This window comes from Streptomyces sp. NPDC046977, from assembly GCF_040644455.1.
Classification (GTDB): domain Bacteria; phylum Actinomycetota; class Actinomycetes; order Streptomycetales; family Streptomycetaceae; genus Actinacidiphila.
Genome location: NZ_JBEYWO010000022.1, coordinates 117,222 through 141,463 on the forward strand (window position 1 = coordinate 117,222; position 24,242 = coordinate 141,463).

Annotated in this window: 20 protein-coding genes; 12 read left to right on the forward strand and 8 right to left on the reverse strand. The window is 72.7% G+C overall.

The window, feature by feature from the left end:
- Nucleotides 1-52: 52 nt before the first annotated feature.
- The gene (locus ABZ883_RS29160) at nt 53-1,684 is read left to right on the forward strand and encodes an iron ABC transporter permease (RefSeq protein ID WP_360911330.1); all 1,632 of its coding nucleotides are present in this window, start codon (nt 53-55) and stop codon (nt 1,682-1,684) included.
- Entirely contained in the window at nt 1,684-2,709 is a 1,026-nt protein-coding gene (locus ABZ883_RS29165; RefSeq protein WP_360911239.1) for an ABC transporter ATP-binding protein, read from the forward strand. Before ABZ883_RS29160 ends, ABZ883_RS29165 begins: the two co-directional genes overlap by 1 nt.
- A 590-nt stretch (nt 2,710-3,299) precedes the next feature.
- On the opposite strand, the gene ABZ883_RS29170 is transcribed toward ABZ883_RS29165, so the two are convergent.
- From ABZ883_RS29170 to ABZ883_RS29190, 5 genes are all read right to left on the reverse strand, one after another.
- Nucleotides 3,300-4,418: a Rossmann fold nucleotide-binding protein gene (locus ABZ883_RS29170; RefSeq protein WP_360911241.1), complete on the reverse strand. Its 1,119-nt coding sequence runs from the start codon at nt 4,416-4,418 to the stop codon at nt 3,300-3,302.
- Nucleotides 4,419-4,541: 123 nt separating this feature from the next.
- Nucleotides 4,542-5,696 carry a hypothetical protein gene (locus ABZ883_RS29175; RefSeq protein WP_360911243.1) on the reverse strand — a complete coding sequence of 385 codons (1,155 nt, stop codon included), beginning with the start codon at nt 5,694-5,696 and terminating at the stop codon, nt 4,542-4,544.
- Nucleotides 5,678-6,403: an ATP-binding cassette domain-containing protein gene (locus tag ABZ883_RS29180; RefSeq protein WP_360911245.1), complete on the reverse strand. Its 726-nt coding sequence runs from the start codon at nt 6,401-6,403 to the stop codon at nt 5,678-5,680. Before ABZ883_RS29180 ends, ABZ883_RS29175 begins: the two co-directional genes overlap by 19 nt.
- A gap of 262 nt (nt 6,404-6,665) precedes the next feature.
- On the reverse strand, nt 6,666-8,027 hold the full coding sequence (locus ABZ883_RS29185; RefSeq protein WP_360911247.1) for an aspartate aminotransferase family protein: 1,362 nt from the start codon (nt 8,025-8,027) through the stop codon (nt 6,666-6,668).
- 2 nt (nt 8,028-8,029) lie between these two features.
- Nucleotides 8,030-8,533, reverse strand: coding sequence for an Lrp/AsnC family transcriptional regulator (locus ABZ883_RS29190; protein WP_360911249.1), 504 nt, complete (start codon nt 8,531-8,533; stop codon nt 8,030-8,032).
- Between the two features lie 162 nt (nt 8,534-8,695).
- Between ABZ883_RS29190 and ABZ883_RS29195 the strand changes: the two genes are divergently transcribed.
- Nucleotides 8,696-10,147, forward strand: a complete 1,452-nt coding sequence (locus tag ABZ883_RS29195; RefSeq protein ID WP_360911251.1) for a gamma-aminobutyraldehyde dehydrogenase — start codon at nt 8,696-8,698, stop codon at nt 10,145-10,147.
- Nucleotides 10,148-10,228: 81 nt separating this feature from the next.
- Nucleotides 10,229-10,753 (forward strand): hypothetical protein, encoded by a 525-nt coding sequence (locus tag ABZ883_RS29200; RefSeq protein ID WP_360911253.1) that lies wholly within the window; start codon nt 10,229-10,231, stop codon nt 10,751-10,753.
- A 38-nt stretch (nt 10,754-10,791) separates the two neighbouring features.
- On the opposite strand, the gene ABZ883_RS29205 is transcribed toward ABZ883_RS29200, so the two are convergent.
- Nucleotides 10,792-11,475: a glycerophosphodiester phosphodiesterase gene (locus ABZ883_RS29205; protein WP_360911255.1), complete on the reverse strand. Its 684-nt coding sequence runs from the start codon at nt 11,473-11,475 to the stop codon at nt 10,792-10,794.
- Nucleotides 11,463-12,497, reverse strand: a complete 1,035-nt coding sequence (locus ABZ883_RS29210; protein ID WP_360911257.1) for an adenosine deaminase — start codon at nt 12,495-12,497, stop codon at nt 11,463-11,465. Before ABZ883_RS29210 ends, ABZ883_RS29205 begins: the two co-directional genes overlap by 13 nt.
- Nucleotides 12,498-12,610: 113 nt before the next feature.
- On the opposite strand from ABZ883_RS29210, the gene ABZ883_RS29215 reads away from it, so the two are divergent.
- Entirely contained in the window at nt 12,611-14,344 is a 1,734-nt protein-coding gene (locus ABZ883_RS29215; protein WP_360911258.1) for a hypothetical protein, read from the forward strand.
- Nucleotides 14,345-14,362: 18 nt separating this feature from the next.
- On the opposite strand, the gene ABZ883_RS29220 is transcribed toward ABZ883_RS29215, so the two are convergent.
- A complete protein-coding gene (locus ABZ883_RS29220) occupies nt 14,363-16,033 on the reverse strand; it encodes a PucR family transcriptional regulator (RefSeq protein WP_360911260.1) in 1,671 nt (556 codons plus the stop codon).
- Between the two features lie 325 nt (nt 16,034-16,358).
- Here ABZ883_RS29220 and ABZ883_RS29225 point away from each other — a divergent pair, with 325 nt between their 5' ends.
- The 7 genes from ABZ883_RS29225 (at nt 16,359) to ABZ883_RS29255 (ending at nt 24,202) form a co-directional block, all read left to right on the forward strand.
- Nucleotides 16,359-17,876 carry a gamma-aminobutyraldehyde dehydrogenase gene (locus tag ABZ883_RS29225; RefSeq protein ID WP_360911261.1) on the forward strand — a complete coding sequence of 506 codons (1,518 nt, stop codon included), beginning with the start codon at nt 16,359-16,361 and terminating at the stop codon, nt 17,874-17,876.
- Nucleotides 17,877-17,967: 91 nt separating this feature from the next.
- The gene (locus ABZ883_RS29230) at nt 17,968-19,191 is read left to right on the forward strand and encodes a spermidine/putrescine ABC transporter substrate-binding protein (protein ID WP_360911332.1); all 1,224 of its coding nucleotides are present in this window, start codon (nt 17,968-17,970) and stop codon (nt 19,189-19,191) included.
- A 28-nt stretch (nt 19,192-19,219) separates the two neighbouring features.
- The gene (locus tag ABZ883_RS29235) at nt 19,220-20,401 is read left to right on the forward strand and encodes an ABC transporter ATP-binding protein (RefSeq protein WP_360911263.1); all 1,182 of its coding nucleotides are present in this window, start codon (nt 19,220-19,222) and stop codon (nt 20,399-20,401) included.
- Entirely contained in the window at nt 20,401-21,336 is a 936-nt protein-coding gene (locus tag ABZ883_RS29240; protein WP_360911265.1) for an ABC transporter permease, read from the forward strand. The genes ABZ883_RS29235 and ABZ883_RS29240 overlap by 1 nt, the downstream gene beginning before the upstream one ends.
- Nucleotides 21,336-22,136, forward strand: a complete 801-nt coding sequence (locus tag ABZ883_RS29245) for an ABC transporter permease (RefSeq protein ID WP_360911267.1) — start codon at nt 21,336-21,338, stop codon at nt 22,134-22,136. Before ABZ883_RS29240 ends, ABZ883_RS29245 begins: the two co-directional genes overlap by 1 nt.
- A gap of 57 nt (nt 22,137-22,193) precedes the next feature.
- Entirely contained in the window at nt 22,194-23,588 is a 1,395-nt protein-coding gene (locus tag ABZ883_RS29250; protein ID WP_360911269.1) for an FAD-binding oxidoreductase, read from the forward strand.
- 143 nt (nt 23,589-23,731) lie between these two features.
- Complete coding sequence (locus ABZ883_RS29255) at nt 23,732-24,202, forward strand: hypothetical protein (protein ID WP_360911271.1); 471 nt, start codon at nt 23,732-23,734, stop codon at nt 24,200-24,202.
- Nucleotides 24,203-24,242: the final 40 nt, after the last annotated feature.

A 24,242-nucleotide genomic window follows, 5' to 3' on the forward strand; every position in this document is an offset into this window, starting at 1 on the left:
GGCCCGGCGCAGGGCGGCCGCCGCGCGGCCGCACGCCGTGCGGCTCGGCCTGATGGCCGTGCCGGCCGCCTTCTTCGCGGTGTTCTTCGGCTACCCGGTCGCCGCCATCGTCACCCGCGGGCTCCGCGAGGGCGGCCGATGGCGCCTGGGCCGGTTCGCGGAGGTGCTGGGCGATCCCGACATCCTGCACGTGCTGTGGTTCACCTGCTGGCAGGCGGCCGCCTCGACCGCGCTGACCCTGGCGGTCGCCCTGCCGGGCGCCTATGTGTTCGCGCGCTTCGACTTCCCCGGACGGCATCTGCTGCGGGCGGTGGTGACCGTGCCCTTCGTACTGCCGACGGTCGTCGCCGGGTCGGCGTTCCTCGCGCTGCTGGGGCGGGGAGGGCTGCTGGACGAGCTGTGGGGGGTGCGCCTGGACACCACGGTGTGGGCGATCCTGCTGGCGCACGTCTTCTTCAACTACGCGGTGGTCGTACGGACCGTGGGCGGCCTGTGGGCGCAGCTCGACCCGCGGCAGGAGGAGGCCGCGCGGGTGCTGGGTGCCGGGCGGTTCGCCGCGTGGCGGCGGGTGACGCTGCCCGCGCTCGCGCCGGCCGTGGCGGCGGCCGCGGTCATGGTGTTCCTCTTCACCTTCACGTCCTTCGGGGTTGTGCAGATCCTCGGCGGGCCCGCGTACTCCACCCTGGAGGTGGAGATCTACCGCGAGACCGCGCAGCTGCTGGACCTGCCGACCGCGGCCGTGCTGACGATCGTCCAGTTCGCCGCCGTCGTCGGCATCCTGGCCGTGCACGCCCGGACGGTACGCCGCCGCGAGAGCGCGCTGCGGCTGGTCGACCCGGCCGGGACGGCCCGGCGCCCGCGCGGCGCGGGCGAGTGGGGGCTGCTGGCCGGGGTGCTCGCGGTGGCCGCGCTGCTGATCCTGGTGCCGCTCGGCGTCCTCGTCGAACGGTCGCTGGACGGGCCCGCGGGATACGGCCTGGACTTCTACCGCGCGCTCGGCTCCTCCGACGGCAGCGGCGGCACGTTCGTGGTCGCGCCCGTGAACGCCGTGTGGAACTCGCTGGAGTACGCGGCCGCGGCGACCGCGATCGCCCTGGCCGTCGGCGGCCTGGCGGCGGCCGCGCTCACCCGGCGCGCCGGGCGGTTCGTCCGCGGCTTCGACGCGCTGCTGATGCTGCCGCTGGGCACCTCCGCCGTCACCATCGGCTTCGGCTTCCTCATCACCCTCGACGAGCCCCCGCTGGACCTGCGGTCCTCGTGGATCCTCGTGCCGCTCGCCCAGGCGCTGGTCGGGGTGCCCTTCGTGGTGCGCACCATGCTGCCGGTGCTGCGTGCCGTGGACGAGCGGCTGCGCGAGGCCGCCGCGGTGCTCGGGGCGTCACCCCCGCGCGTCTGGCGCGAAGTGGATCTGCCGCTGGTGCGGCGGGCCCTGCTGGTGGCGGCCGGCTTCGCCTTCGCGGTCTCCCTCGGAGAGTTCGGGGCGACGGTCTTCATCGCGCGGCCCGACAACCCCACGCTGCCGGTCGCGGTGGCCCGGCTGCTCGGGCGGGCCGGCGAGCTCAACTACGGGCAGGCGATGGCGCTGAGCACCGTGCTGATGCTGGTGTGCGCGGGCGCGCTGCTGGCGCTGGAACGACTGCGGGTCCGCGCGATCCGCGGCGACGAAAGGCCGGGGGAGTTCTGATGGCCCTGCTGCGACTGGACGGCGCCACAGTGCGCTTCGGCGGACGGCCCGTCCTGGACGCCGTGGACCTGGAGGTCGCCGACCACGAGACGGTGTGCGTGCTCGGGCCCAGCGGCGGCGGCAAGTCCACGATGCTGCGCGCCGTGGCCGGGCTGCAACCGCTGGACGCCGGGCGCGTCCTGCTCGGCGGCCGGGACCAGGCAGGCGTTCCGGCGCACCGCCGCGGGGTGGGCCTGATGTTCCAGGACCACCAGCTCTTCCCGCAGCACGACGTCGCGGGCAACGTCGGTTTCGGCCTGCGGGTGCGCGGCACGGGACGGGATGAACGCGACCGCCTGGTGGGGGAGTTGCTGGAGCTGGTGGGGCTCCCCGGCGCGCAGCGCCGCGCCGTGGCCTCCCTGTCGGGCGGTGAGCAGCAGCGGGTCGCGCTGGCCCGCGCGCTCGCGCCGGAGCCGCGGCTGCTGATGCTGGACGAGCCGCTCGGGCAGCTCGACCGCGGTCTGCGCGAACGTCTCGTGGTCGAACTGCGCCAGCTCTTCCGCCGGCTGGGCACGACCGTGCTGGCCGTCACCCACGACCAGGGCGAGGCCTTCGCGCTCGCCGACCGGGTCGTCGTCATGCGCGACGGGCACGTCGAACAGGCCGGGACGCCGCTGGAGGTGTGGCGGCGGCCCGCGTCGGAGTTCGTGGCCCGCTTCCTCGGCTTCGGCAACGTACCGGCCGTGACCGTCACCGGCGATGTCGCCGACACCCCCTGGGGCAAGATCCCCGTACCGCCCGGATCACCGCAGGGGCCCGGCCGGCTCCTGGTGCGCCCCGCCGGGGTGCGGCTCGTCCCGGTCGAGGAGGGGCTGCCCTGCGCGGTGGCCGCCCGCACCTTCCGCGGCGACCAGGTCACGCTCCTGCTGGAGCCCGCCGACGGTCCGCGCCTGGAGGCCTCGTGCGCCCTGCGCGACGCGCCGTCCGAGGGCACGACGGTCGGCGTCGCCTTCGCCCCCGACGAGGTCGTGCTCCTCGGGACGTGAGGCCCGGGGCGACGGCCCCGACGGGACCCGGATCCCGGGTGCGCCGCCGTCGGCGCGTGCCGGCGGCCGGGTCGGTCCTCGTCGGGAACCGGCGGCCCATGCGCGAGGCCGCCCTCGCGATCGCGACCAGTGTGCGCGGCGCGGCGGTCGCCTAGCCCCGGCGCGGCCGCGCGCGGGGTTCGCTCGGTGGGGCGGACGTGCTGGAGTGGGTGCGGCAGCGGTGCGTGCGGCGGTGGCTGGGCGTGTGCCCTTCGTGCCGTGCTGCCGTCGGGCAGCACTGAGGTGGCGGCGTAGCTGCCATTGCGGCGGCGACCGGTGTGCGCCGGCGTCGCTCGGTGGGGCGGATGTGCTGGAGTGGGTGCGGCAGCGGTGCGTGCGGCGGGCGGCCGAGCCCGTGCCCTTCGGGCCGTGAGGTAGCGGCACGGAGCCGCCGGCCGTCTGGATCCCGTGGCCGGCGCCGCAGGGCCGTGAGCGCCTCGCGCAAGGCCACCGCGGACACACTCGGCCCGATGGCGTCCGCAGGCCGCCGCACGACCGCGTTCGCTCAGGCGAGGTTCCCGGCCCCGCGTCGCGAGGGTCGGGACGCGGGCCTACTGAGCGGCCTCCGCCGAGAGGCGGGCCAGTGCTCTCGGGGCGTCCTCGATGGAGTTCACCAGGGCGATGCGCGGCGCCATGCTGCGGCCCTCGGCGAGGGCCTGGAGCAGGGGCCAGGCCGGGAGGCGGGTCGTCCAGTGCTCCTCGTCGACCAGCACCATGGGGCGCGGGGCGCCGTTCGACTCGTAGTAGTTGGGCGTGGTGTTGTCGAAGATCTCCTGCACGGTGCCGGCCGCGCCCGGGAGGAAGACCACGCCCGCCGTGCAGCGGGCCAGCAGGCCGTCCTCGCGGGTGGCGTTGGCGAAGTACTTGGCTATGTGCGCGGCGAAGGCGTTCGGCGGCTCGTGGCCGTAGAACCAGGTCGGCACGCCGACCGAGGCGCCCCCGCCGGGGTAGCGGTCGCGCACGGCGAAGACCGCGCGGGCCCAGTCGGTGATGGAGGGCCGGAAGGAGGGGACCTGGGCGAGGGTGTCCAGGGCGTCCTTGAGCATCGCGTCGTCGAAGGGGGCCGCGTACGCGCCGAGGTTGGCCGCCTCCATGGCGCCGGGACCGCCGCCGGTCGCCACGGTCAGGCCCTCGCGGGCCAGTGCCCTGCCGAGCCGGGCGGCGCCCGCGTAGGCGTCGGTGCCGCGGGCCATGGCGTGGCCGCCCATCACGCCGACGACACGGGATCCGGCGAGGACTTCGTCGAAGGCGTCGGAGACGGCGTCGTCGTGGATGCTGCGGAGCATCGAGGCGAAGATGTCGCCCGTGCCGCGGGTGCGCAGGAACCACTGGTACGCGTGCGCGTCGGGTGTCGCGTCGTACCCGTCGGGGCCGGTCAGGCCCTCGTACAGGGCGTCCGGGGTGTACAGCGAGCCCCGGTACGGGTCGAAGGGCAGCTCCGGCACGGGCGGGAAGACCAGGGCGCCGGTGGAACGCACATGGGCGGCGGCCTCGGGCTCCATCGGGCAGCCGAGGAACACGGCCTCGGCGGTGTCCGCGGAGAGCAGGGCGAAGGTACGGGTCGTCAGATCGACCGACTGCACGCGGTGTTTGCGCAGGGAGCCCGACGCGGCGACGCGGTCGAACTCGTCCAGGGTCTCGATCTCGGTGTCGCGGGGCGGCTGTTGCACGCCCGCCAGCCTAGCGAGCACCCGCGGACGGGTCGGGGGCGGGGGGATGGGGCGCCCGGTTCGAGGAGGGGAATCGGGCGCCCCGGTCCAGCGGGGCCCGGAGGGTGCCGGGCCCGGGGCCCACTACGGCAGGGGGAGAGTGCCGAGGTGGGAGACCAGCCAGGTGACCGGCGCCACCAGGACGAGCGCGGTGGTCGTCCGCAGGGTGGCGGCGGAGCGCAGCAGGGAGGCGGGGGCGCCGAGGCGGGTCAGTGCCGACGTCGAGGGGCGCCGGGCCCGCCGGGCGTCGACCGTCGCGGTGAGCGCGGTGGCGGCGGCCGCGACGGCGACGAGCGTGGCGCCGAGGACGGTCAGCGGCCCGAGCGGCCGGGCGCCCGCGTCGAGCCGGGCCGTCGTGGCGAGCCCCGCGGCGCACACGGCGCACAGCACACCGAGCGGCCTGCCGACGCGCGGGGCCTCCTCCTGAAGGGCGCGCCCGGCGAGCAGGCGCAGCGCGGTCGGCCGGCAGGAGGCCAGCAGGCGGCCGCACTCGTGGAGCAGCCCCGGCATGGCCAGGACCAGGCCGATGGCGATGAGGATCCAGCCGCCCGCCACGGCCGGCGCGATCCCGCCGAGCCCGCCCGGCAGCGGGAGGAGCGTGCCCGCCGGGGTGCGGCGCGCGTCGTGGGCGGCGGTGATCTCTACAGCGAGGCCGATCGTGGTGAGCGCCGCGCCCCAGGGCAGTCCGGTGGGCGGCGTGCGGAGAGCCGTCTCGTCGGTGGTCGCGGTGCGCGCCGCCCGCAGGCAGTACGCGGTGGCCACGGCGCAGACCACCGGCACCAGGGCGATCAGGGTGAGCGCCCCGACCAGCGGCAGCGGGCGGTCCGCGCCGAGCGGCCCGGCGAGGGCGCCGCCCAGCGGGGAGCCGGGCAGGTCGCCGCGCAGATGCAGGAAGGCCAGCAGCGCGAGCAGGACCCCGAGTCCGGTGCTGAGGGCGGTGCTCGCCGCGCCCAGCAGCGGCAGACCGTGCCGTCCGAGCCCGGCCGCGGACAGGCCGGCGTGCAGCCGCCCGCTGGGCTCGGTCCGCGCGACGAACACCGACAGGTGGACGGTGGCGGCGAACGGCACGGCGCACCACGCGAGCCGGATCAGCCCGCGGCCGGTGTCCCCGGGGTGGACGAGGGCGTGGCCCAGGGTGGCGAGCAGCAGGAAGCCGGTGCCGGCGGCCGCCGCGACGACCAGAGCCCGGCGGGCGAGGACGGCCGGCCGGGAGCCGAGCGCTACACGGAGGCTGAGCACGAGTCGGCGCCCTCTCGGTCCTGCTGCGGCATGCCCGCGACGGGGCGCCCGTCGACAAGGGTGATGACCCGGTCGGCGAGCGAGACGACCTCAGGTTCGTTGGACGCCAGGACGACGGTGATGCCGTGCGAGCGCGCCGCGCTGGTCAGCATGCGCAGCACCTGGGAGCGGTCGGCGCGGTGCAGCGGGGCGGTCGGCTCGTCCGCGAAGACCACGGCCGGCCGGTTGACCAGGGCCCTGGCGATCGCGACGCGCTGGCGTTCGGCCTGCAGCAGCTGGCCGGGACGCTTGCGGGCGGCGCCGCCGATGTCGAGGCGGTCCAGCCAGTCCTGGGCGGCGGTGCGGGCCGTGCGGTAGGGGATGCCGGCCAGCAGCAGCGGCAGCGCGGCGTTCTCACGGACCGTCAGCTCGGGCAGCAGTTGCGGGGTGCTCTCGACCCAGCCGAACCGCTCGCGGCGCAGTCGCTCGCGTGCGGCGCTGCCCAGGGTGTGCACGGGTGCGCTGTTGAACCACACCTCGCCCTGCTCCGGCAGCAGTTCGCCGGACAGGCAGCGCAGCAGGGTCGTCTTCCCGGCGCCGTGCGGGCCGAGGATGCCGAGGATCTCGCCCTCCCGCACGCCCAGGGACACACCGAGCAGGGCGGGTGAGCGGTCGTGCGTGTGGCGCAGGCCGCGGGCCCACAGCACGTCGTTGTCGGGTGGGTTCACGTTGGCCTCTAACGAACGCGGGGAGTCCGGGTCACTGCGGGCACGCTACGCGCCAGGACCCCCGGGGCCGCGCTTCTCGCGGGCTGTTCCCGCACGCGGCCACCCGTGCGGCCTACGCCGGCCGTCGGCGAGTGAGCCGAAGGGGCGCGGCCGGTGTCGAAAAGGAGAGCACGCGCAGGCCCCGAGGAACGAGGGACCGAGCATGGTCGACTGTCGACACCGGCTGGAGCGCCCCGGAGGCGAACCGAGCCCCAAGAAGACGTCAGAGCTTGGTCCAGGCCTCCGTCAGGACCGTGCGCAGCACGCCCTCGATCTCGTCGAACGTCGACTGGTCGGCGATCAGCGGCGGCGCGAGCTGGACGACCGGGTCGCCGCGGTCGTCGGCGCGGCAGTACAGGCCGTTCTCGAAGAGCGCCTTGCTGAGGAAGCCGTACAGGACGCGCTCGGTCTCCTCGTCGGTGAAGGTCTCCTTGGTGACCTTGTCCTTGACGAGTTCGATGCCGTAGAAGAAGCCGTTGCCGCGGACGTCGCCGACGATCGGCAGGTCGTGGAGCCGCTCCAGGGTGGCGCGGAAGGCGTCCTCGTTGTCGAGCACGTGCTGGTTGAGCTGCTCGCGCTCGAAGATGTCGAAGTTGGCGAGGGCGACCGCGGACGACACCGGGTGGCCGCCGAAGGTGTAGCCGTGCAAGAAGGTGTTGCCGCCCTTGTAGAAGGGCTCGGCGATGCGGTCGGAGATGACGCAGGCGCCGATAGGGGAGTAGCCCGAGGTCATGCCCTTGGCGCAGGTGATCATGTCCGGGACGTAGCCGAACTTGTCGCAGGCGAACATGGTGCCGAGCCGGCCGAAGGCGCAGATGACCTCGTCGGAGACGAGCAGCACGTCGTAGCGGTCGCAGATCTCGCGCACGCGCTGGAAGTAGCCGGGGGGCGGCGGGAAGCAGCCGCCCGCGTTCTGCACGGGCTCCAGGAAGACGGCCGCCACGGTGTCGGGGCCCTCGAAGAGGATCTGCTGCTCGATCTGGTCGGCGGCCCAGCGGCCGAAGGCCTCGGGGTCGTCGCCGAAGATCGGGGCGCGGTAGATGTTGGTGTTGGGCACCTTGAACGCGCCGGGGACCAGCGGCTCGAAGGGCGCCCGCAGGCCGGGCAGGCCCGTGATGGACAGGGCGCCCTGCGGGGTGCCGTGGTAGGCGACGGCGCGCGAGATGACCTTGTACTTGCTCGGCTTGCCCTTGAGCTTGAAGTACTGCTTGGCCAGCTTCCAGGCGGTCTCGACCGCCTCGCCGCCGCCGGTGGTGAAGAAGACCTTGTTCAGGTCGCCGGGGGCGTAGTCCGCGAGTCGTTCGGCGAGCTCCACGGCCTTGGGGTGGGCGTAGCTCCACACCGGGAAGAAGGCGAGTTCCTGCGCCTGCTTGTAGGCCGTCTCGGCGAGCTCGACCCGTCCGTGGCCGGCGTTGACCACAAAGAGGCCCGCGAGGCCGTCGATGTACCGCTTGCCCTTGTCGTCGTAGATGTACGTGCCCTCGCCGCGCACGATGGTCGGCACAGGGGCGTTCTCGTACGACGACATGCGGGTGAAATGCATCCACAGGTGGTCGTACGCGGTCTTTGAATGGTCCGCGCTCATGACTATCTGGTTCCCCAGGTGTAGGTCTGCTTCCGGAGCTTGAGGTAGACGAAGCTCTCGGTGGACCGCACGCCGGGCAGCGTGCGGATTCGCTTGTTGATCGTCTCCAGGAGGTGGTCGTCGTCCTCGCAGACGATCTCGATCAGCAGATCGAAGGAGCCCGCGGTGACGACGACGTACTCGACCTCCGTCATCGCGGCGAGCGCGTCGGCGACGGGGTCGATGTCGCCGTCGACGGTGATGCCGACCATGGCCTGCCGCCGGAATCCCACGGTGAGCGGGTCGGTGACGGCGACGATCTGCATGACGCCCTGGTCGAGCAGCTTCTGGACCCGCTGGCGCACGGCCGCCTCGGACAGGCCCACGGCCTTGCCGATGGCGGCGTACGGACGCCTGCCGTCCTCCTGGAGCTGCTCGATGATCGCCTTGGAGACGGAATCGATCACAAAGGTGCTGTTGGCGCCTCTGGGATCCGGAGTACGAGTGGCCACGCACACACTGTGCATGAGAGGTCAGCAGTCGCGCAAGCCCCAATCAATGAAATCCGCAGTTTTAGGGCCTCAAACTCACGGAATCCATTGTCGCGGAGTTTCGGCTATGTCGAATACCGCAGTGCTGTGGGTACTCTGGGGGCGTCTCACACATCGGACAGGACAGGGAGAGGTGCAGTGAGCGAGCTCCGTATCTTGCGCAACTACATCAACGGAGAATTCCGCGACGCCGCCGACGGGCGCACCACGGACGTGGTCAACCCGGTCACCGGCGAGGCCTACGCGACCGCCCCGCTGTCCGGTGCCGCCGACGTCGACGCCGCCATGGCGGCGGCCGCCGCCGCCTTCCCGGTCTGGCGCGACAAGACGCCCTCCGAGCGCCAGAAGGCGCTGCTGAAGATCGCCGACGCCTTCGAGGCGCGCGCGGACGAGCTGGTGGCCGTCGAGAGCGAGAACACCGGAAAGCCGATCGGGCTGACCGCGAGCGAGGAAATCCCGCCGATGGTCGACCAGATCCGCTTCTTCGCGGGCGCCGCCCGCATGCTGGAGGGCCGGTCCGCCGGCGAGTACATGGACGGGATGACCTCCATCGTCCGCCGCGAGCCGGTCGGCGTCTGCGCCCAGGTGGCGCCGTGGAACTACCCGATGATGATGGCCGTGTGGAAGTTCGCCCCGGCGATCGCCGCGGGCAACACGGTCGTCCTGAAGCCCTCGGACACCACGCCCGCCTCCACTGTGCTGATCGCGGAGATCATCGGTGGCGTCCTCGCCGAACTGGACCTGCCCCAGGGCATCTTCAACGTGGTCTGCGGCGACCGCGACACCGGCCGGCTGATGGTCGAGCACGCCACGCCCGCGATGGCCTCCATCACCGGTTCGGTGCGGGCCGGCATGCAGGTCGCCGCCAGCGCCGCCAAGGACGTCAAGCGGGTCCACCTGGAACTGGGCGGCAAGGCCCCCGTCGTGGTCTTCCAGGACACCGACATCGCCAAGGCCGTCGAGGACATCTCCGTCGCCGGCTACTTCAACGCCGGCCAGGACTGCACCGCCGCCACCCGCGTCCTGGTGCACGAGTCCATCCACGACGAGTTCGTGGCCCAGCTCGCCAAGGCCGCCTCCGACACGAAGACCGGCGCCCCGGACGACGAGGACGTGCTGTACGGCCCGCTCAACAACGCCAACCAGCTCGCCCAGGTCACCGGCTTCATCGAGCGCCTGCCCGCGCACGCCAAGGTCGAGACCGGCGGCCACCGGGTCGGCGACAAGGGCTACTTCTACGCCCCGACCGTGGTGTCCGGCCTCAAGCAGGACGACGAGATCATCCAGAACGAGGTCTTCGGCCCGGTCATCACCGTCCAGTCCTTCACCGACGAGGACCAGGCCGTCGAGTGGGCGAACGGTGTCGAGTACGCCCTGGCGTCCTCGGTGTGGACCAAGGACCACGCGCGCGCGATGCGCATGTCCAAGCGCCTCGACTTCGGCTGCGTGTGGATCAACACCCACATTCCGCTGGTCGCGGAGATGCCGCACGGCGGCTTCAAGAAGTCCGGCTACGGCAAGGACCTGTCGGGCTACGGCTTCGAGGACTACACCCGCGTCAAGCACGTCATGACCTCGCTCGACGGCTGACACCACCGGCACGAACCCCCGCCACGGCCCCGGCGCGACCCCGCGTCCGGGGCCGTGGCGCGTGCGCGTACGCTCCGGAGCATGGAGGATCGAAGATCTCTTGAACAGCGTATACGCGCCTGGCTCGTTGTCTTCGTGGTGTGCCTGGTGCTGAGCGGCGTGACCGCGTTCCCGCTCGTCCACGAGGTGCGGTGGCTGGACGGCTGGGACCTTCCCGGCTTCGCCGACGACTGGATCTCCCGGGTGCGGGAGGGGCTGGACGCCACCGACGCCCACTACCCGTTCCTGTTCTACGGAACCGACTGGCTGGCCTTCGCCCACCTGGTGATCGCCACCGCCTTCTACGGCGTCTGGCGCGACGCGGTGCGCAACATCTGGATCGTGGAGTGGGCCATGATCGCCTGCGCCGGGGTCGTCCCGCTCGCGGCGATCTGCATCCCGCTGCGGGGCCTGCCGCTGTGGTGGATGCCGGTCGACATGGCGTTCGGCGTCTTCGGCGTCGTCCCGCTGCTGATCCTGCGCCGCATGATCAAGCGGCTGGAGGCGATGCCCCCGGCGGCCGCCGCGCCGTCCGGGCCCCTGTCAGGCGCGGGCGCCCCGGCCTGAGCACGCACGGCGCACCCGGCCGGACGCCCCGCCCGCCGTCACCGGCGGGCGGCAGGGTCCGGCCGGCCGCCGAGCTCGTCGAGCAGCACCTCGATGCGGTTGGAGGTGACGGCGTCCACGCCCAGCCGCTCCAGCCGGCGCATCGTACGCCGCAGGTCCGCCGTCCACGCGCCCACCAGCAGGCCCTCGCCGCGCGCCCACGCCACCAGGGGCCTTCGCACCAGCCCGAAGCGCAGATTGACCCAGCGCGGCCGCAACTCCGTGAGCAGCAGCGGGGGCACCGGCGCGGCGGTCTTCCAGGTGAGCGCGATCTCCGCGGCCGGGTCGCGGTCCCGGACGGCGAGCATCACCGCTGCCTCGCCGCAGTAGTACGTCCGGTCCTCCGCGCCCGCGTCCCGCACCGCGGCCAGGACCGCGGGCGCCGACTCCGGCACCGTCATGTCGACCAGCGCCCGGCACCCCTCGACGGCGCCCAGCGCCTCGTACAGCGTCGGGATCCCCGGCGGCAGGGCGGCCGCGGGCAGTCCGGCGAGGGCCGCGTCCACTCCCCACAGCCGCGTGAGGGTGGGATCGTGCAGCAGTACCGGCACGCCGTCGCGGGTCACCCGTACGTCCATCTCCACCGCGTCCGCCCCCGCACGCAGTGCGCTGCGCAGCGAGGGCAGGGTGTTCTCGCGGTGGCGGTACGGGTCGCCGCGATGCGCGACGGCTAGCGCTGCCATCCGGCCAGGTACGCGTCGATCTCGGCGGACAGCCGCGCCTTGCCGCTGGCGTCGAGGAAGGACGCCTCGACGGCGTTCCGGGCCAGGGCGGCCACGCCCGCCTCGTCCAGCTCCAGCAGCCGGGCGGCCACCGCGTACTCGGAGTTGAGGTCGGTGCCGAACATCGGCGGGTCGTCGCTGTTGATCGTGACCAGCACGCCCGCGGCCACCATCTGCTGCACCGGGTGCTCGTCCAGGGTGGCCACCGCGCGGGTGGCGATGTTGGAGGTCGGGCACACCTCCAGCGGGATGCGGTGCTCGGCCAGGTGGTCCAGCAGCCGCGGGTCCTGCGCGGCGCTGGTGCCGTGGCCGATGCGCTCGGCGCCCAGCTCGTTCAGCGCGTCCCAGATCGTCTGCGGGCCGGTGGTCTCGCCCGCGTGCGGCACGCTGCGCAGGCCCGCCGCACGGGCGCGGTCGAAGTACGGCTTGAACTGCGGGCGCGGCACACCGATCTCCGGGCCGCCCAGGCCGAAGCTCACCAGGCCCTCCGGGCGCAGTTCGGTCGCGATCCGCGCGGTCTCCTCCGCGGAGGCGAGACCGGCCTCGCCGGGGATGTCGAAGCACCAGCGCAGCACGATGCCGAGCTCCTTCTCGGCCGCCGTGCGCGCGTCCTCGATCGCCTCCACGAACGCCCGGTCCGGGATGCCGCGCCGCACCGAGCTGTACGGGGTCACGGTCAGCTCGGCGTAGCGGATGTTCTGCCGCACCATGTCGCGGGCGACCTCGTACGTCAGCAGGCGCACGTCCTCCGCGTCGCGGATCAGGTCGACGACGGACAGGTAGACCTCGATGAAGTGGGCGAAGTCACGGAAGCTGAAGTACTCGGCGAGTGCGGCGGGGTCGGAGGGCACCTTGGAATCCGGGTGCCGCGCGGCCAGCTCGGCGACGATGCGGGGCGAGGCGGAACCCACGTGGTGGACGTGGAGTTCGGCCTTCGGCAGCCCCGCGATGAAGGCGTCGAGGGCGGGCACGGTGTCGGACATGCGGTGATCCTCCTGAGCGGTCGGCGGCAACGGCCATCGTAGACGCGAAATTGTTGCGGTCCGCAGTCTTCGCAGGCCATAGCATTGCCCGACGTAGCCAGGAGGATCACCGCATGTCCGACGACCGCGAGACCCCGGCGCCCCACGACGCCGCCCCCGCCCAGCCCCCCGTCCCGCCGCCGGACGACACCCCCGACGACCGCACCCGGGCCTTCCGCCGTCCCCCGGCGGAGCCGCAGGCGGCGGCACCGGACGGCCAGGCCGCCGAGGTGGTGCCGCCCGGCGGTCCGGTCGAGCACGTCCCCGCGCGGGAGTCGGATGCGGTGGAGCCGCAGGCCCCGGCTCCGGAGCCGGTCGGTCAGGCGGCCGAGGAGGCCCCGTCGGTTGAGGATGCCTCGCCGGCCGGTCCGGTCGAGGGTGTGCCCGTGCGGGAGTTCGGTGGGGTGGAGGCGCAGGACCCGGCACTGGAGCCCGCCGGTCCAGTCGAGCCTGTCGCGACGCGGGAGTTCGGAACGGTGGAGCCGCAGGCGTCCGCGTCGGAGCCCGTGGCGGTGCCGGTCGGTCAGGCTGCTGAGGAGGTCCCGTCGGTTGAGGATGTCCTGCCGGCCGGTCCGGTCGAGGGTGTGCCCGTGCGGGAGTTCGGCGCGGCGGAGCCGCAGGCGGCGGCCCCGGTGGGCAATCCGTGGGCCCCGCCGGTGCCCGGGGCCGGACAGCCTGGCGGTCCGGTCGACGGCGTTCCCGCGCAGGAGTTCGGCGCGGCGGAGCCGCAGGCGGCGGCGCCGGTGGGCAATCCGTGGGCGCCGCCGGTGCCCGGGGCGGGGTATCCGGGCGCGCCGCAGCCGGGGCCGTGGGGGTACCCCGTGGCCGGCGCACCGGCGCAGGCGCAGGCGCCGGGGGCAGGGGATCCGTGGGCGCCGCCGCCCATACCGCAGGCGCCCGGCGTGGAGATGACGAAGCGGCCCGTGCCCGCCGACGCGCCCGCGCCGCAGGCACCGACGCAGCCGTACCCGTACGGCCCGTGGGGAGCCGTCCCGCCGCAGGGGCAGTACCCGGGGCACCCCGGACACCCGGGATACGCCGACTACCCGGGGTACCCGGGTTATCCGGGCTACCCCGGCGGCCCGTACGGGGCCTGGGGGCAGCCCGCCCCGCGCAACGGGTTCGGCGTGACCGCGATGGTGCTCGGCATCATCGGGGCGATCCTCGGCATCGCGTGCTTCGGGGCGTTCCTCGGCCTGCCCCTCGGCCTGGCGGCGCTGGTCTTCGGCATCGTCGGCCTGCGGATCGTGCGCCGCGGCGAGGCGACCAACCGCGGCCAGGCGCTGACCGGCCTGATCCTCGGCATCGTGTCCGTGGTGATCTCCGGAGCGATGATCGCGCTGCTGGTCGGCGGGATCGCCGGCGGCTGGTTCGACGCGATGGACGACGACCTGATCAGCGCGGACCAGGGCGCGTACGGCACGCCGATGGCGGCCGGCAGCCCCGTGACGTACGACGACGGCGTGGTGGTGACCGTCTCCGCCGCGCACGCGGCCGGCGGCGCGCCCGCTGACGCGGTCTCCGACGGCACCGCCGTGACCTTCACGGTGACCGTGGAGAACACCGGTGACCAGACCGCCGACACGGAGGAATCCGAGGCCAACGCCTACGCCGAGGAGGAGGACGACAACACCCTGGAGGACGTCACGCGCGGCCGCGGGCTGCCCTCCGAACTGCGTTCCGGCGCCACGGTGACGTCCGACGTCACCGTGATCGTTCCCGACGACGACCCGGACGGCAGGTTCCAGGTCGAGATCGCCCCGGGCTACAACTACGACTACACCTACTGGGAGTTGCCGCTTCCCTGACCTGCCGCCGCGGCCGGCCTACCGCCGCACCGCCTCCAGCGCGAGCAGCGCCACATGCAGCGACAGGCAGGACTCCACCTGGTCCAGGTCGACGCCGAGGACGCGCTCCACGCGGTGCAGCCGGTCGTAGAAGGAGGGCCGTGACAGGTGCGCGGCGTCCGCCGCCGCGGACTTGTTGCGGCCGCTCTCCAGGTAGACGGCGAGGATGCGCACGAGGTCCGTGCCGTGTTCGGCGTCGTGCGCCAGCAGCGGGCCGAGTTCGCGCTCGACGTACGTCTGGAGGCGGGCGTCGTCGCGCAGCAGGTGCAGCAGTCCGCGCAGCCGCACGTCGGGCAGCCGGTAGTAGGCGCGTCCGCCGCCCGTCCTGCCCCCCTCCTGCCGGGCGCCGTGCAGCGCGGCGTCCGCGACCTGGGCGGCCTCCAGCAGGGTCCGGCGGGCGTCGCGCAGCGATCCGACGGAGGAGCCGGCGGCCATGACGAAGGCCGGGCCGCCGTCGGGGGCGGGCTCGGTCAGCCGGGTGAGGGCCGCGGCGAAGCCCTCCAGCGCGCTGTGCTCGTCGTCGGCGGGGCCGAGGGAGACCAGGACGCCGACCGCGCCGTCGTCGAGCGTGCCGGTGAGCGCGGTCAGCCCCCGGTCGCGCACGGCCTGGCCCGCGGTCTCGGTGAAGTCCCGCAGTCTGGCCTGCGCCTCCAGGGCCGCGGCGACGCCCGCGCCGCGCAGCCGCAGCATGACGCCGACGAGCCGGCGCCCCTCCAGGGGCACGCCGATCGCCCGGGCGCGCAGGGCGACGTCGGAGACGGTGAGGGCGTGGGTGAGGATTCCGGACAGCAGCGTGCGGTGGGTCTGGCGTTCCAGCGACTCGCGGTCGCGTTCCAGCAGGCGGTTCAGGGCGAGGGTGGCGGCGCCGCGTTCGAGGAGCACGGTGTGCGGGTGCGGGCGCTGGTCCGCCGCCGGCGCGGTGTCCGGGAGCGGTTCACCGACGACGACCAGCCGCCCCCAGTCGCGGCCGCGCGCCCCGACCCCGGTGACCAGCCAGCCGGTGCGGGGGTCGTGGCCGGTGCGTCCGGACGGGGCGACGCCGCGGCTGCGGCGCTCCCAGCCGTCGAGCAGGGCCTGCGGGTCGTGGCCCGCCGGGTCGAAGGCGAGCACCTGGTGGGAGAGGTTCTCCAGGACGACGGGCGCGCCCGCGATGCGTGCGACCTCGCGGACGATCTCGTCGGCCTCGGCGCCCTCCACGGACAGCTCGTTGAAGGTCTGGTGGATCGCCTCGGAGGCCCGCAACTCGCTGAGCTGGGCGTCCACGACGTGCGCGTGCACGGCCTCGGTGACGGCGACGAACCGCACCTCGTTGCGGAGCGCGACGAGTGTCAGCCCGCGCCGCTCGGCGGCCCGCACCAGCGGCCGCGGCAGGGTGTCGGCGTACCGGCGGCCGAGTTCGACGACCAGGCCCGCGGCGCCGACGTCGGCGAGGTCGTCGATGTACCGGGCGAGCGGTTCCTTGTCCTCGGGGAGCATGACGCCCGTGGTCAGCACCAGTTCGCCGCCGTGCAGCATGCCGGCGATGTCGGCGAGTTCGCTGACGTGGACCCAGCGCACCGGGCGGCCGAGCCCGTCGGCGCCCGCGACGACCTGCGGCGACCCGCGCCGGAGCGCGTCGAGCTGCAGGACCTCGGCGACGGTGGGGAACACGGTGCGACCTCCGGTGGAGGGAAGGACAGGATCGGCGGGCGGACGGGGAGGCGCGCCCGCGGGCGGCGATTCCACCGTAGCCCGCAGGGTGTAAGGGCGGCCGGGGCACGGCATGCGATGTGTCGGTTGCCGGGCGCGGCCGGCGTTCGGCATTGTCCACGTCAGCGGCGCCGGCGGATCGTCAGTGGTCGCCGATGAAGACAGATTTCGTCGCGTAATCAAAAGGAAACAACGGAATCACTTGTTGGGGCGAGCCTACTCTGTCAGGATCGTCCACCAATCCAGGCTTTGGCCACGCAGCCCGAGCGGATCCGAGGAGAAGACGATGGCCCTCAGTGCGCATGGCGCGTTCGATGTACAGGAACGGTTCGCTGAGGGGGCCCAGTACATCGCCGGAGAACTCCGCCTGGGCACGTCCGGCCACGACCACACCGTGGTCGACCCCGCCACCGGCAAGGCCGTGCACCAGTATGCGCTGGCCGGCACCGCCGACGTGGACGCGGCCGTCGCCGCCGCGAAGGCCGCCCTGCCCGGCTGGGCGGGCGCCACCCCCGCGGCCCGCTCCGACGCCCTGCACCGCTTTGCGGCCGTACTGGCGGAGCGGGCGGCGGAGTTCGCCTGGGCCGAGTCGCTGCAGTGCGGCAAGCCGCTGAGGCTGACCACCGAGTTCGACGTCCCCGGCACGATCGACAACACCGCCTTCTTCGCCGGGGCCGCCCGCCACCTGGAAGGCAGGGCCGCGGCAGAGTACTCCGGCGACCACACGTCCTATGTGCGCCGCGAGCCGGTCGGCGTCGTCGGGTCCGTCGCGCCGTGGAACTACCCGCTGCAGATGGCCGCCTGGAAGATCCTCCCGGCCGTCGCCGCGGGCAACACCATCGTGCTCAAGCCCGCCGAACTGACGCCGCTGACCTCGCTGATGTTCGCCCAGGCGGCCGGCGAGGCCGGCCTCCCGGACGGCGTGGTCAACATCGTCACCGGCGCCGGCCGGCCCGCGGGCGAGCACCTGGTCGGGCACCCCGATGTCGCGATGACGTCCTTCACCGGCTCCACCGCCGTCGGCAGGCGCGTCGCCGAGATCGCGACCGCCACCGTCAAGCGCCTGCACCTGGAACTCGGCGGCAAGGCGCCGTTCGTCGTCTTCGACGACGCCGACCTGGAGGCCGCCGTGCACGGCGCCGTCGCCGGTGCCCTGATCAACACCGGCCAGGACTGCACGGCGGCCACTCGCGCCTATGTGCAGCGGCCCCTGTACGACGCCTTCGTCGCCGGGGTCGCCGACCTCTTCGCCGGCATCCGCGTGGGCGACCCCTTCGACGCCGCGACCGACCTCGGGCCGCTGATCTCGCACGCCCAGCGCGACCGCGTCGCCGGATTCGTGGACCGCGCCCGGTCCTACGCCACCGTCGTCACCGGCGGCGAGGCCCCCGCGGCGGCGGGCGCGTTCTACCGGCCGACCCTGATCACCGGCGCCGCCCAGGACAGCGAGATCGTCCAGTCGGAGATCTTCGGCCCGGTACTGGTCGTGCTGCCGTTCGACAGCGATGATGAGGGTCTGGATCTGGCCAACGACACGCCCTACGGCCTGGCGGCGTCCGCGTGGACCCGCGACGTCTTCCGCGCCGGACGCGCCACCCGCGAGATCAAGGCGGGCTGCGTCTGGGTGAACGACCACATCCCGATCATCAGCGAGATGCCGCACGGCGGCTCCAAGGCCTCCGGCTACGGCAAGGACATGTCCGCGTACTCCTTCGACGAGTACACCCAGGTCAAGCATGTGATGTACGACAACACCGCGGTGGCCCGCAAGGAGTGGCACCGCACCGTCTTCGGCGACCGCTGACCCCGGCCGCCGGCCCCCGGACCGCCCCCACCGGCCCGTACGCCCGTCCGTCCCACGCAATTCCGCCTCTGGAGGCAGCACCGCCATGGAGATGTTCGAGGGCCTGTCCGAGCCCGTACGCACCGCGTGGGAACGCAGCCTGGCCGGCGGGAGGGCCTCCCTCAGCCGGCGCCGGGTGCTGGGCGCCGGTCTCGGTGTCGCGGGCGCCGCGGCCCTGACCGCGTGCGGCATCCCGGCCGCCGCCGGCAACCGGGGCGGTGTGAGGAGCGACGACCTGTCCGACAAGGACAAGTCGCTGGTCTTCTCCAACTGGCAGCTCTACATCGACATGAGCGACGACGAGAAGCACATGCCGACCCTGGAGGCCTTCGAGAAGAAGACCGGGATCAAGGTCAAGTACACCGACGACATCACCGACAACGTCGAGTTCTTCGCCAAGATCAAACCGCAGCTCGCGGCCGGCCAGTCCACCGGCCGTGATCTGGTCGTCCTCACCGACTGGATGGCGGCCCGGATGATCCGGCTCGGCTGGGCGCAGCCGCTGGACCCCACGTACCTGCCGAACGCCTTCACCAACCTGGAGCAGCGCTTCCGCAACCCGGACTGGGACCCGGGGCGCGCCCACTCCTACCCCTGGCAGGGCATCGCGACGGTCATCGCGTACAACGAGAAGGCCACCAAGGGGAAGAAGGTCGCCAGCATCTCCCAGCTGCTCGACGACCCCTCCCTCAAGGGCCGGGTCGCGATGCTGAGCGAGATGCGCGACACCATCGGCATGACGCTGCTGGACCTCGGCAAGCGGCCGGAGTCCTTCACCGCCGACGACTTCGACGCCGCCGTCGCCCGGGTCCAGAAGGCCGTGGACAGCAAGCAGATCCGCCAGTTCACCGGCAACGAGTACACCGACGGCCTGGCCTCGGGGAACATCGCGGCCTGCGTGGCCTGGGCCGGTGACCTGGTCCAGCTCCAGGCCGACAACCCCGAGATCAAGTTCGTGATCCCCGACGCCGGCTACCTGTACTCGACGGACAACATGCTGGTCCCGGCGGGCTCCAAGCACCGCAAGAACGCCGAGCTGCTCATGGACTGGTACTACCGGCCCGCGGTCGCCGCCGAACTGTCGGCATGGGTCAACTACATCACGCCCTGCTCCGGCGTGTACGAGGAGCTGCTCAAGATCGACAAGGACGTGGCCGACAACCCGCTGATCATTCCCAACGCGGAGATGAAGGCGAAGGCCCATCCCTTCCGGTCCCTCACCGCCGACGAGGAGACCGCCTTCGAGGGCAAGTTCGCCAAGCTCATCGGCGCCTGACCGGCCACGCAGACAGGGACTCGACGACATGACCCAGCAGACCGCTTCGCCCACCGACAAGCCGGCCGGACCCGGCGGCCCCGCCGGCGGCGCCGTGACACTGACCGGCCTCGGCAAGACCTACGGCGACTTCACCGCCGTGCACCCGCTCGACCTGACCATCCCCGAAGGCTCCTTCTTCGCCCTCCTGGGCGCCTCCGGCTGCGGCAAGACCACCACCTTGCGGATGGTCGCCGGACTGGAGGACCCGACCTCCGGCACCGTCCGCATCGGGGACCAGGACGTCACCGCACTGCCGCCCTACAAGCGCCCGGTCAACACCGTCTTCCAGAACTACGCGCTCTTCCCGCACCTGGACATCCACGAGAACGTCGCCTTCGGTCTGCGCCGCCGCGGCATCAAGTCCGTGAAAAGCCAGGTCGAGTCCATGCTCGACCTCGTCGAGCTCGGCCACCTCGCCCGCCGCAAGCCGCACCAGCTCTCCGGTGGCCAGCAGCAGCGCGTCGCCGTCGCCCGCGCCCTGATCAACCACCCCAAGGTGCTGCTGCTCGACGAGCCGCTCGGCGCCCTGGACCTCAAACTCCGGCGCCAGATGCAGCTGGAGCTCAAGCGCATCCAGACCGATGTCGGCATCACCTTCGTGCACGTGACGCACGACCAGGAGGAGGCCATGACCATGGCCGACACCATCGCGGTGATGAACGCCGGCCGCATCGAGCAACTCGGCGCCCCCACCGACCTGTACGAGAACCCGCGCACCACCTTCGTCGCCAACTTCCTCGGCCAGTCCAATCTGATCGAGGCCCAGATCTCCGGCACCAGCAGCGACGACCTGCTGCTCAGCGTCGGCGACCGGCGGCTGGTCATGCCCGCCGCGCGCTGCGCCGCCAGGAGCGCGCAGTCCGGCGACAAGGTCCTCGCCGGAGTGCGCCCCGAGAAGATCACCATCGTGCACGCCGACGACGCCGACGACATCCCCACCGGACGCAACTCCATGACCGGCCGCATCGTGGACGCGAGCTTCACCGGCGTCTCCACGCAGTACGTCGTCAACAGCCCCTGGTGCCCCGAACTCGCCGTCTTCGCGCAGAACGTGGAGCGCGACGGCCGCCTGGTGCCCGGCGCCGACGTCGTTCTGCACTGGAGCCCGGCCCACACCTTCGGCCTCGACGCCGCCCAGGACATCGAGGCGGGGGAGGTCAGCGCGTAATGGCCGCCCTCTCCCCGGCACCCGCGGGCGCGCCCGCGCAGCTCCCGCCGGCACCCCCCGGCGCGGCCGCCAGACGCCGCAGACTCGTCCCGTACTGGCTGCTGCTGCCCGGCATCCTGTGGCTGCTGGTCTTCTTCGTGGCCCCGATGGTCTACCAGGCCTCGACCTCCGTGCAGACCGGCTCACTGGAGACCGGCTACCACGTCACCTGGCACTTCGCGACCTACTGGGACGCCTTCCAGGAGTACGACGTCTTCTACCTGCGGTCGCTGGTCTACGCGGGCATCGCCACCGTGCTGTGCCTGGCCGTCGGCTACCCGCTCGCGTACACCATCGCCTTCAAGGCCGGCCGCTGGCGCAATGTGCTGCTGGTGATGGTCATCGCGCCGTTCTTCACCAGCTTCCTGATCCGGACCCTGGCCTGGAAGACGATCCTGGCCGACGACGGCGTCGTGGTCTCGGTGCTGGACAAGCTGCACATACTCAACGCCACCGCCGCGCTGGGCCTCACCGCCGACGACCGCGTGCTCGCCACGCCGCTGGCGGTGGTGTGCGGACTGACCTACAACTTCCTGCCCTTCATGATCCTTCCGCTGTACACCTCGCTCGAACGCATCGACCCGCGGCTGCACGAAGCGGCCGGCGACCTGTACGCCCGGCCGTTCACCACCTTCCGCAAGGTGACGTTCCCGATCTCGCTGCCCGGCGTCGTGGCCGGCACGCTGCTCACCTTCATCCCGGCCTCGGGCGACTACATCAACGCCGAACTGCTCGGCAGCCCCAGCGAGCAGATGATCGGCAACGTCATCCAGTCGAAGTTCCTGACGGTGCTCGACTACCCGACGGCCGCCGCGCTGTCGTTCATGCTCATGGCCGTGATCCTGGTGATCGTCTCGGTGTACATCCGCAAGGCGGGAACGGAGGAGCTGGTCTGATGCCCGTTCTCACCTGGGTGCGCCGCCACCTGGTCGTCTTCGCCGGGGTCGCCGCACTGGCGTACATGACGCTCCCCAACGTCATCGTCCTGATCTTCTCCTTCAACCAGCCCAAGGGACGCTTCAACTACTCCTGGAACCACTTCTCGCTCGACGCCTGGCAGAACCCCTGCGGCGTCGGCGACATGTGCGACTCGGTGTCGCTGTCCCTGGAGATCGCCGTCCTCGCCACGATCGGCGCCACCGTGCTGGGCACCATGGTCGCCTTCGCGCTCGCCCGCCACCGCTTCCGCGGCCGCGGGCCGGTCACCGGGCTGATCTGGCTGCCGATGGCGATGCCCGAGATCGTCATGGGTGCCTCGCTCGGCACCCTGTTCCTCAACATGCGCATCCAGTTCGGCTTCTGGACCATCCTCATTGCGCACATCATGTTCTGCCTCAGCTTCGTGGTGACGGCGGTCAAGGCGCGCGTGATGAGCATGGACCCCCGGCTGGAGCAGGCCGCCCAGGACCTGTACGCCACACCGTGGTCCACGTTCTGGCGGATCACCTTCCCGATCGCCGCGCCCGGCATCGCGGCCGGCGCCCTGCTGAGCTTCGCCATCTCCATCGACGACTTCATCATCACGCAGTTCAACGCGGGACCCACCACGGTGACGTTCCCGATGTTCGTCTGGGGCGCCGCCCAGAAGGGACTGCCCGTCCAGGTCAACGTCATCGGCACGCTGATGTTCGCGGTGGCCGTGCTCTGCGTGGTCGCCGGACAGCTGCTGGGACGCCGCAGGAAGGCCCATACGTAGGCCGGTCACGACATGTGTCGGCCCCGACCCCCCGCATCCCCAAAGGTGTGAGAACCCATGGATCCAGCCCGTTCGCTCGCCGACGCGCAGCCGACACCGTACTGGCTGGAGGACCCCGGCAGGCCGCGGGCGGGATCCGCGCTCGTCGGCGACGAGCACTGCGACCTGCTGGTGGTCGGCGGCGGCTACACCGGGCTGTGGACCGCGCTGCTGGCCAAGGAGCGCGACCCGCGGCGCGATGTCGTCCTCGTCGAGGGCAAGGAGGCAGGCTGGGCGGCGTCCGGCCGCAACGGCGGCTTCTGCGCCGCCAGCCTCACCCACGGCCTGGCCAACGGACTCGCCCGCTGGCCGGGTGAGTTCGCCGCACTGCACGAGCTCGGCAACCGCAACCTCGACGGCATCGAGGAGGCGGTCGCCCGCTACTCCATCGACTGCGACTTCGAGCGCACCGGCGAGATCGACGTGGCCACCGAGCCCTACCAGTTCGACGCCCTGCGCGCCGCCGCCGAGGAGGCGGCCCGGCACGGCGTCGAACTGGAGGTCCTCGACCGCGAGCAGGTGCGCGCCGAGGTCGACTCGCCCACCTTCGTCGGCGGCCTGTGGGACCGCACCGGCGTCGCCATGCTCCACCCGGCCAAACTGGCCTGGGGCCTCAAACGCGCCTGCGAGGAACTGGGCGTACGGGTCTACGAGCACACCCGCGCCACCGGGCTCGCCCGCAACGGCTCCGGCATGGCCGTCCGCACCCCGTACGGACGGATCTTCGCCCGGCACGTCGCGCTCGGCACCAACGTCTTCCCCTCGCTGGTCAAGCGGGTGCGCCACTACGTCGTCCCGGTCTACGACTACGCCCTGATGACCGAGCCGCTCAACGCCGGCCAGCTCGGCGCGATCGGCTGGAAGCGGCGCCAGGGACTCGGCGACAGCGCCAACCAGTTCCACTACTTCCGGCTCACCGCCGACCACCGCATCCTGTGGGGCGGCTACGACGCCATCTACCCCTACGGCGGGCGCCTGGACGCCGCGCGCGACGAGCGCCCGGAGACCTACCTGAAGCTCGCCGGACACTTCTTCCGCTGCTTCCCCCAACTGGAGGGCGTCCGCTTCACGCACGCCTGGGGCGGCGCGATCGACACCTGCTCGCGCTTCTCCGCCTTCTTCGGCACCGCCCACGGCGGACGGGTGGCCTACGCCGCCGGCTACACCGGCCTCGGCGTCGGCGCGACCCGCTTCGGCGCCGACGTCATGCTCGACCTGCTGGCCGGGGAGACCACCGAGCGCACCGCGCTGGAGATGGTGCGCAGCAAGCCGATGCCCTTCCCGCCCGAGCCGCTGGCCTGGGCCGGGATCGGCCTGACCAAGTGGTCGATGGGCCGCGCCGACCGCAACGCGGGCCGCCGCAACCTGTGGCTGAAAGCGATGGACCGGCTCGGGCTCGGCTTCGACAGCTGAGACCGGAGCACCCGGGGGCCCCTCCCGGCGGGGTGTGACGGGAATCACCGGCGAAAGATCCGAAAACTCGCGTAATGATCGGCCCCCGCGGCCCTCTCACCGTGTGACAGACAGACACGCACACACGGAACGGAGGAACCGGCATGGTCGGCACCGGCGCGCGCGGCGCGGTCGAATGGCTGGTTTCCGTGGCACCCGACCCCGAGACCACCCGGTGGGAATGGGAGCGCAACCCCCTCGGGGTGACGCTCCTGCCCGCCGGGCGGCTCTGGGACGTCCTCATCCTCACCGGCGAGCTCGGCTACCCCACACTCGACGTGCTGACCCGGCTCGTCGACCGGCCCGGCCCCGTCCTGGCGGACTTCGGCGACTCCCGCATGGGATTCCTCGTACCGCCGGGCACCGCCGCCCGCTGGATCGGCACCGGTGTGCGCACCGCGGGGAACGGCACCTGGATCGTCGTGCCGTACCCGGGCCGGGCGACCGGCGGCGTGCGCTGGCTCGTCCCGCCGGACGGCACCGGCCACCTCACCGACCCCGGCGTCCTCGAACTCGCCATGCACGAGGCCGCCGCCCACCTCGCGGTGCACCGGCCCCGCGACACGGAAGAGTGACGCGGGGGCCACGGGCCCCGGTGCGCGACACTGGTTCCAT

Coding starts and splice junctions, on each gene's coding strand:
- ABZ883_RS29230 (WP_360911332.1), top strand. CDS start 17,968: ATGTTCGAGGGCCTGTCCGAGCCCGTACGCACCGCGTGGGAACGCAGC.
- ABZ883_RS29255 (WP_360911271.1), top strand. CDS start 23,732: ATGGTCGGCACCGGCGCGCGCGGCGCGGTCGAATGGCTGGTTTCCGTG.
- ABZ883_RS29235 (WP_360911263.1), top strand. CDS start 19,220: ATGACCCAGCAGACCGCTTCGCCCACCGACAAGCCGGCCGGACCCGGC.
- ABZ883_RS29225 (WP_360911261.1), top strand. CDS start 16,359: ATGGCCCTCAGTGCGCATGGCGCGTTCGATGTACAGGAACGGTTCGCT.
- ABZ883_RS29160 (WP_360911330.1), top strand. CDS start 53: ATGGCCGTGCCGGCCGCCTTCTTCGCGGTGTTCTTCGGCTACCCGGTC.
- ABZ883_RS29245 (WP_360911267.1), top strand. CDS start 21,336: ATGCCCGTTCTCACCTGGGTGCGCCGCCACCTGGTCGTCTTCGCCGGG.
- ABZ883_RS29190 (WP_360911249.1), bottom strand. CDS start 8,533: ATGCACAGTGTGTGCGTGGCCACTCGTACTCCGGATCCCAGAGGCGCC.
- ABZ883_RS29250 (WP_360911269.1), top strand. CDS start 22,194: ATGGATCCAGCCCGTTCGCTCGCCGACGCGCAGCCGACACCGTACTGG.
- ABZ883_RS29165 (WP_360911239.1), top strand. CDS start 1,684: ATGGCCCTGCTGCGACTGGACGGCGCCACAGTGCGCTTCGGCGGACGG.
- ABZ883_RS29240 (WP_360911265.1), top strand. CDS start 20,401: ATGGCCGCCCTCTCCCCGGCACCCGCGGGCGCGCCCGCGCAGCTCCCG.
- ABZ883_RS29210 (WP_360911257.1), bottom strand. CDS start 12,497: ATGTCCGACACCGTGCCCGCCCTCGACGCCTTCATCGCGGGGCTGCCG.
- ABZ883_RS29185 (WP_360911247.1), bottom strand. CDS start 8,027: ATGAGCGCGGACCATTCAAAGACCGCGTACGACCACCTGTGGATGCAT.
- ABZ883_RS29215 (WP_360911258.1), top strand. CDS start 12,611: ATGTCCGACGACCGCGAGACCCCGGCGCCCCACGACGCCGCCCCCGCC.
- ABZ883_RS29205 (WP_360911255.1), bottom strand. CDS start 11,475: ATGGCAGCGCTAGCCGTCGCGCATCGCGGCGACCCGTACCGCCACCGC.
- ABZ883_RS29200 (WP_360911253.1), top strand. CDS start 10,229: ATGGAGGATCGAAGATCTCTTGAACAGCGTATACGCGCCTGGCTCGTT.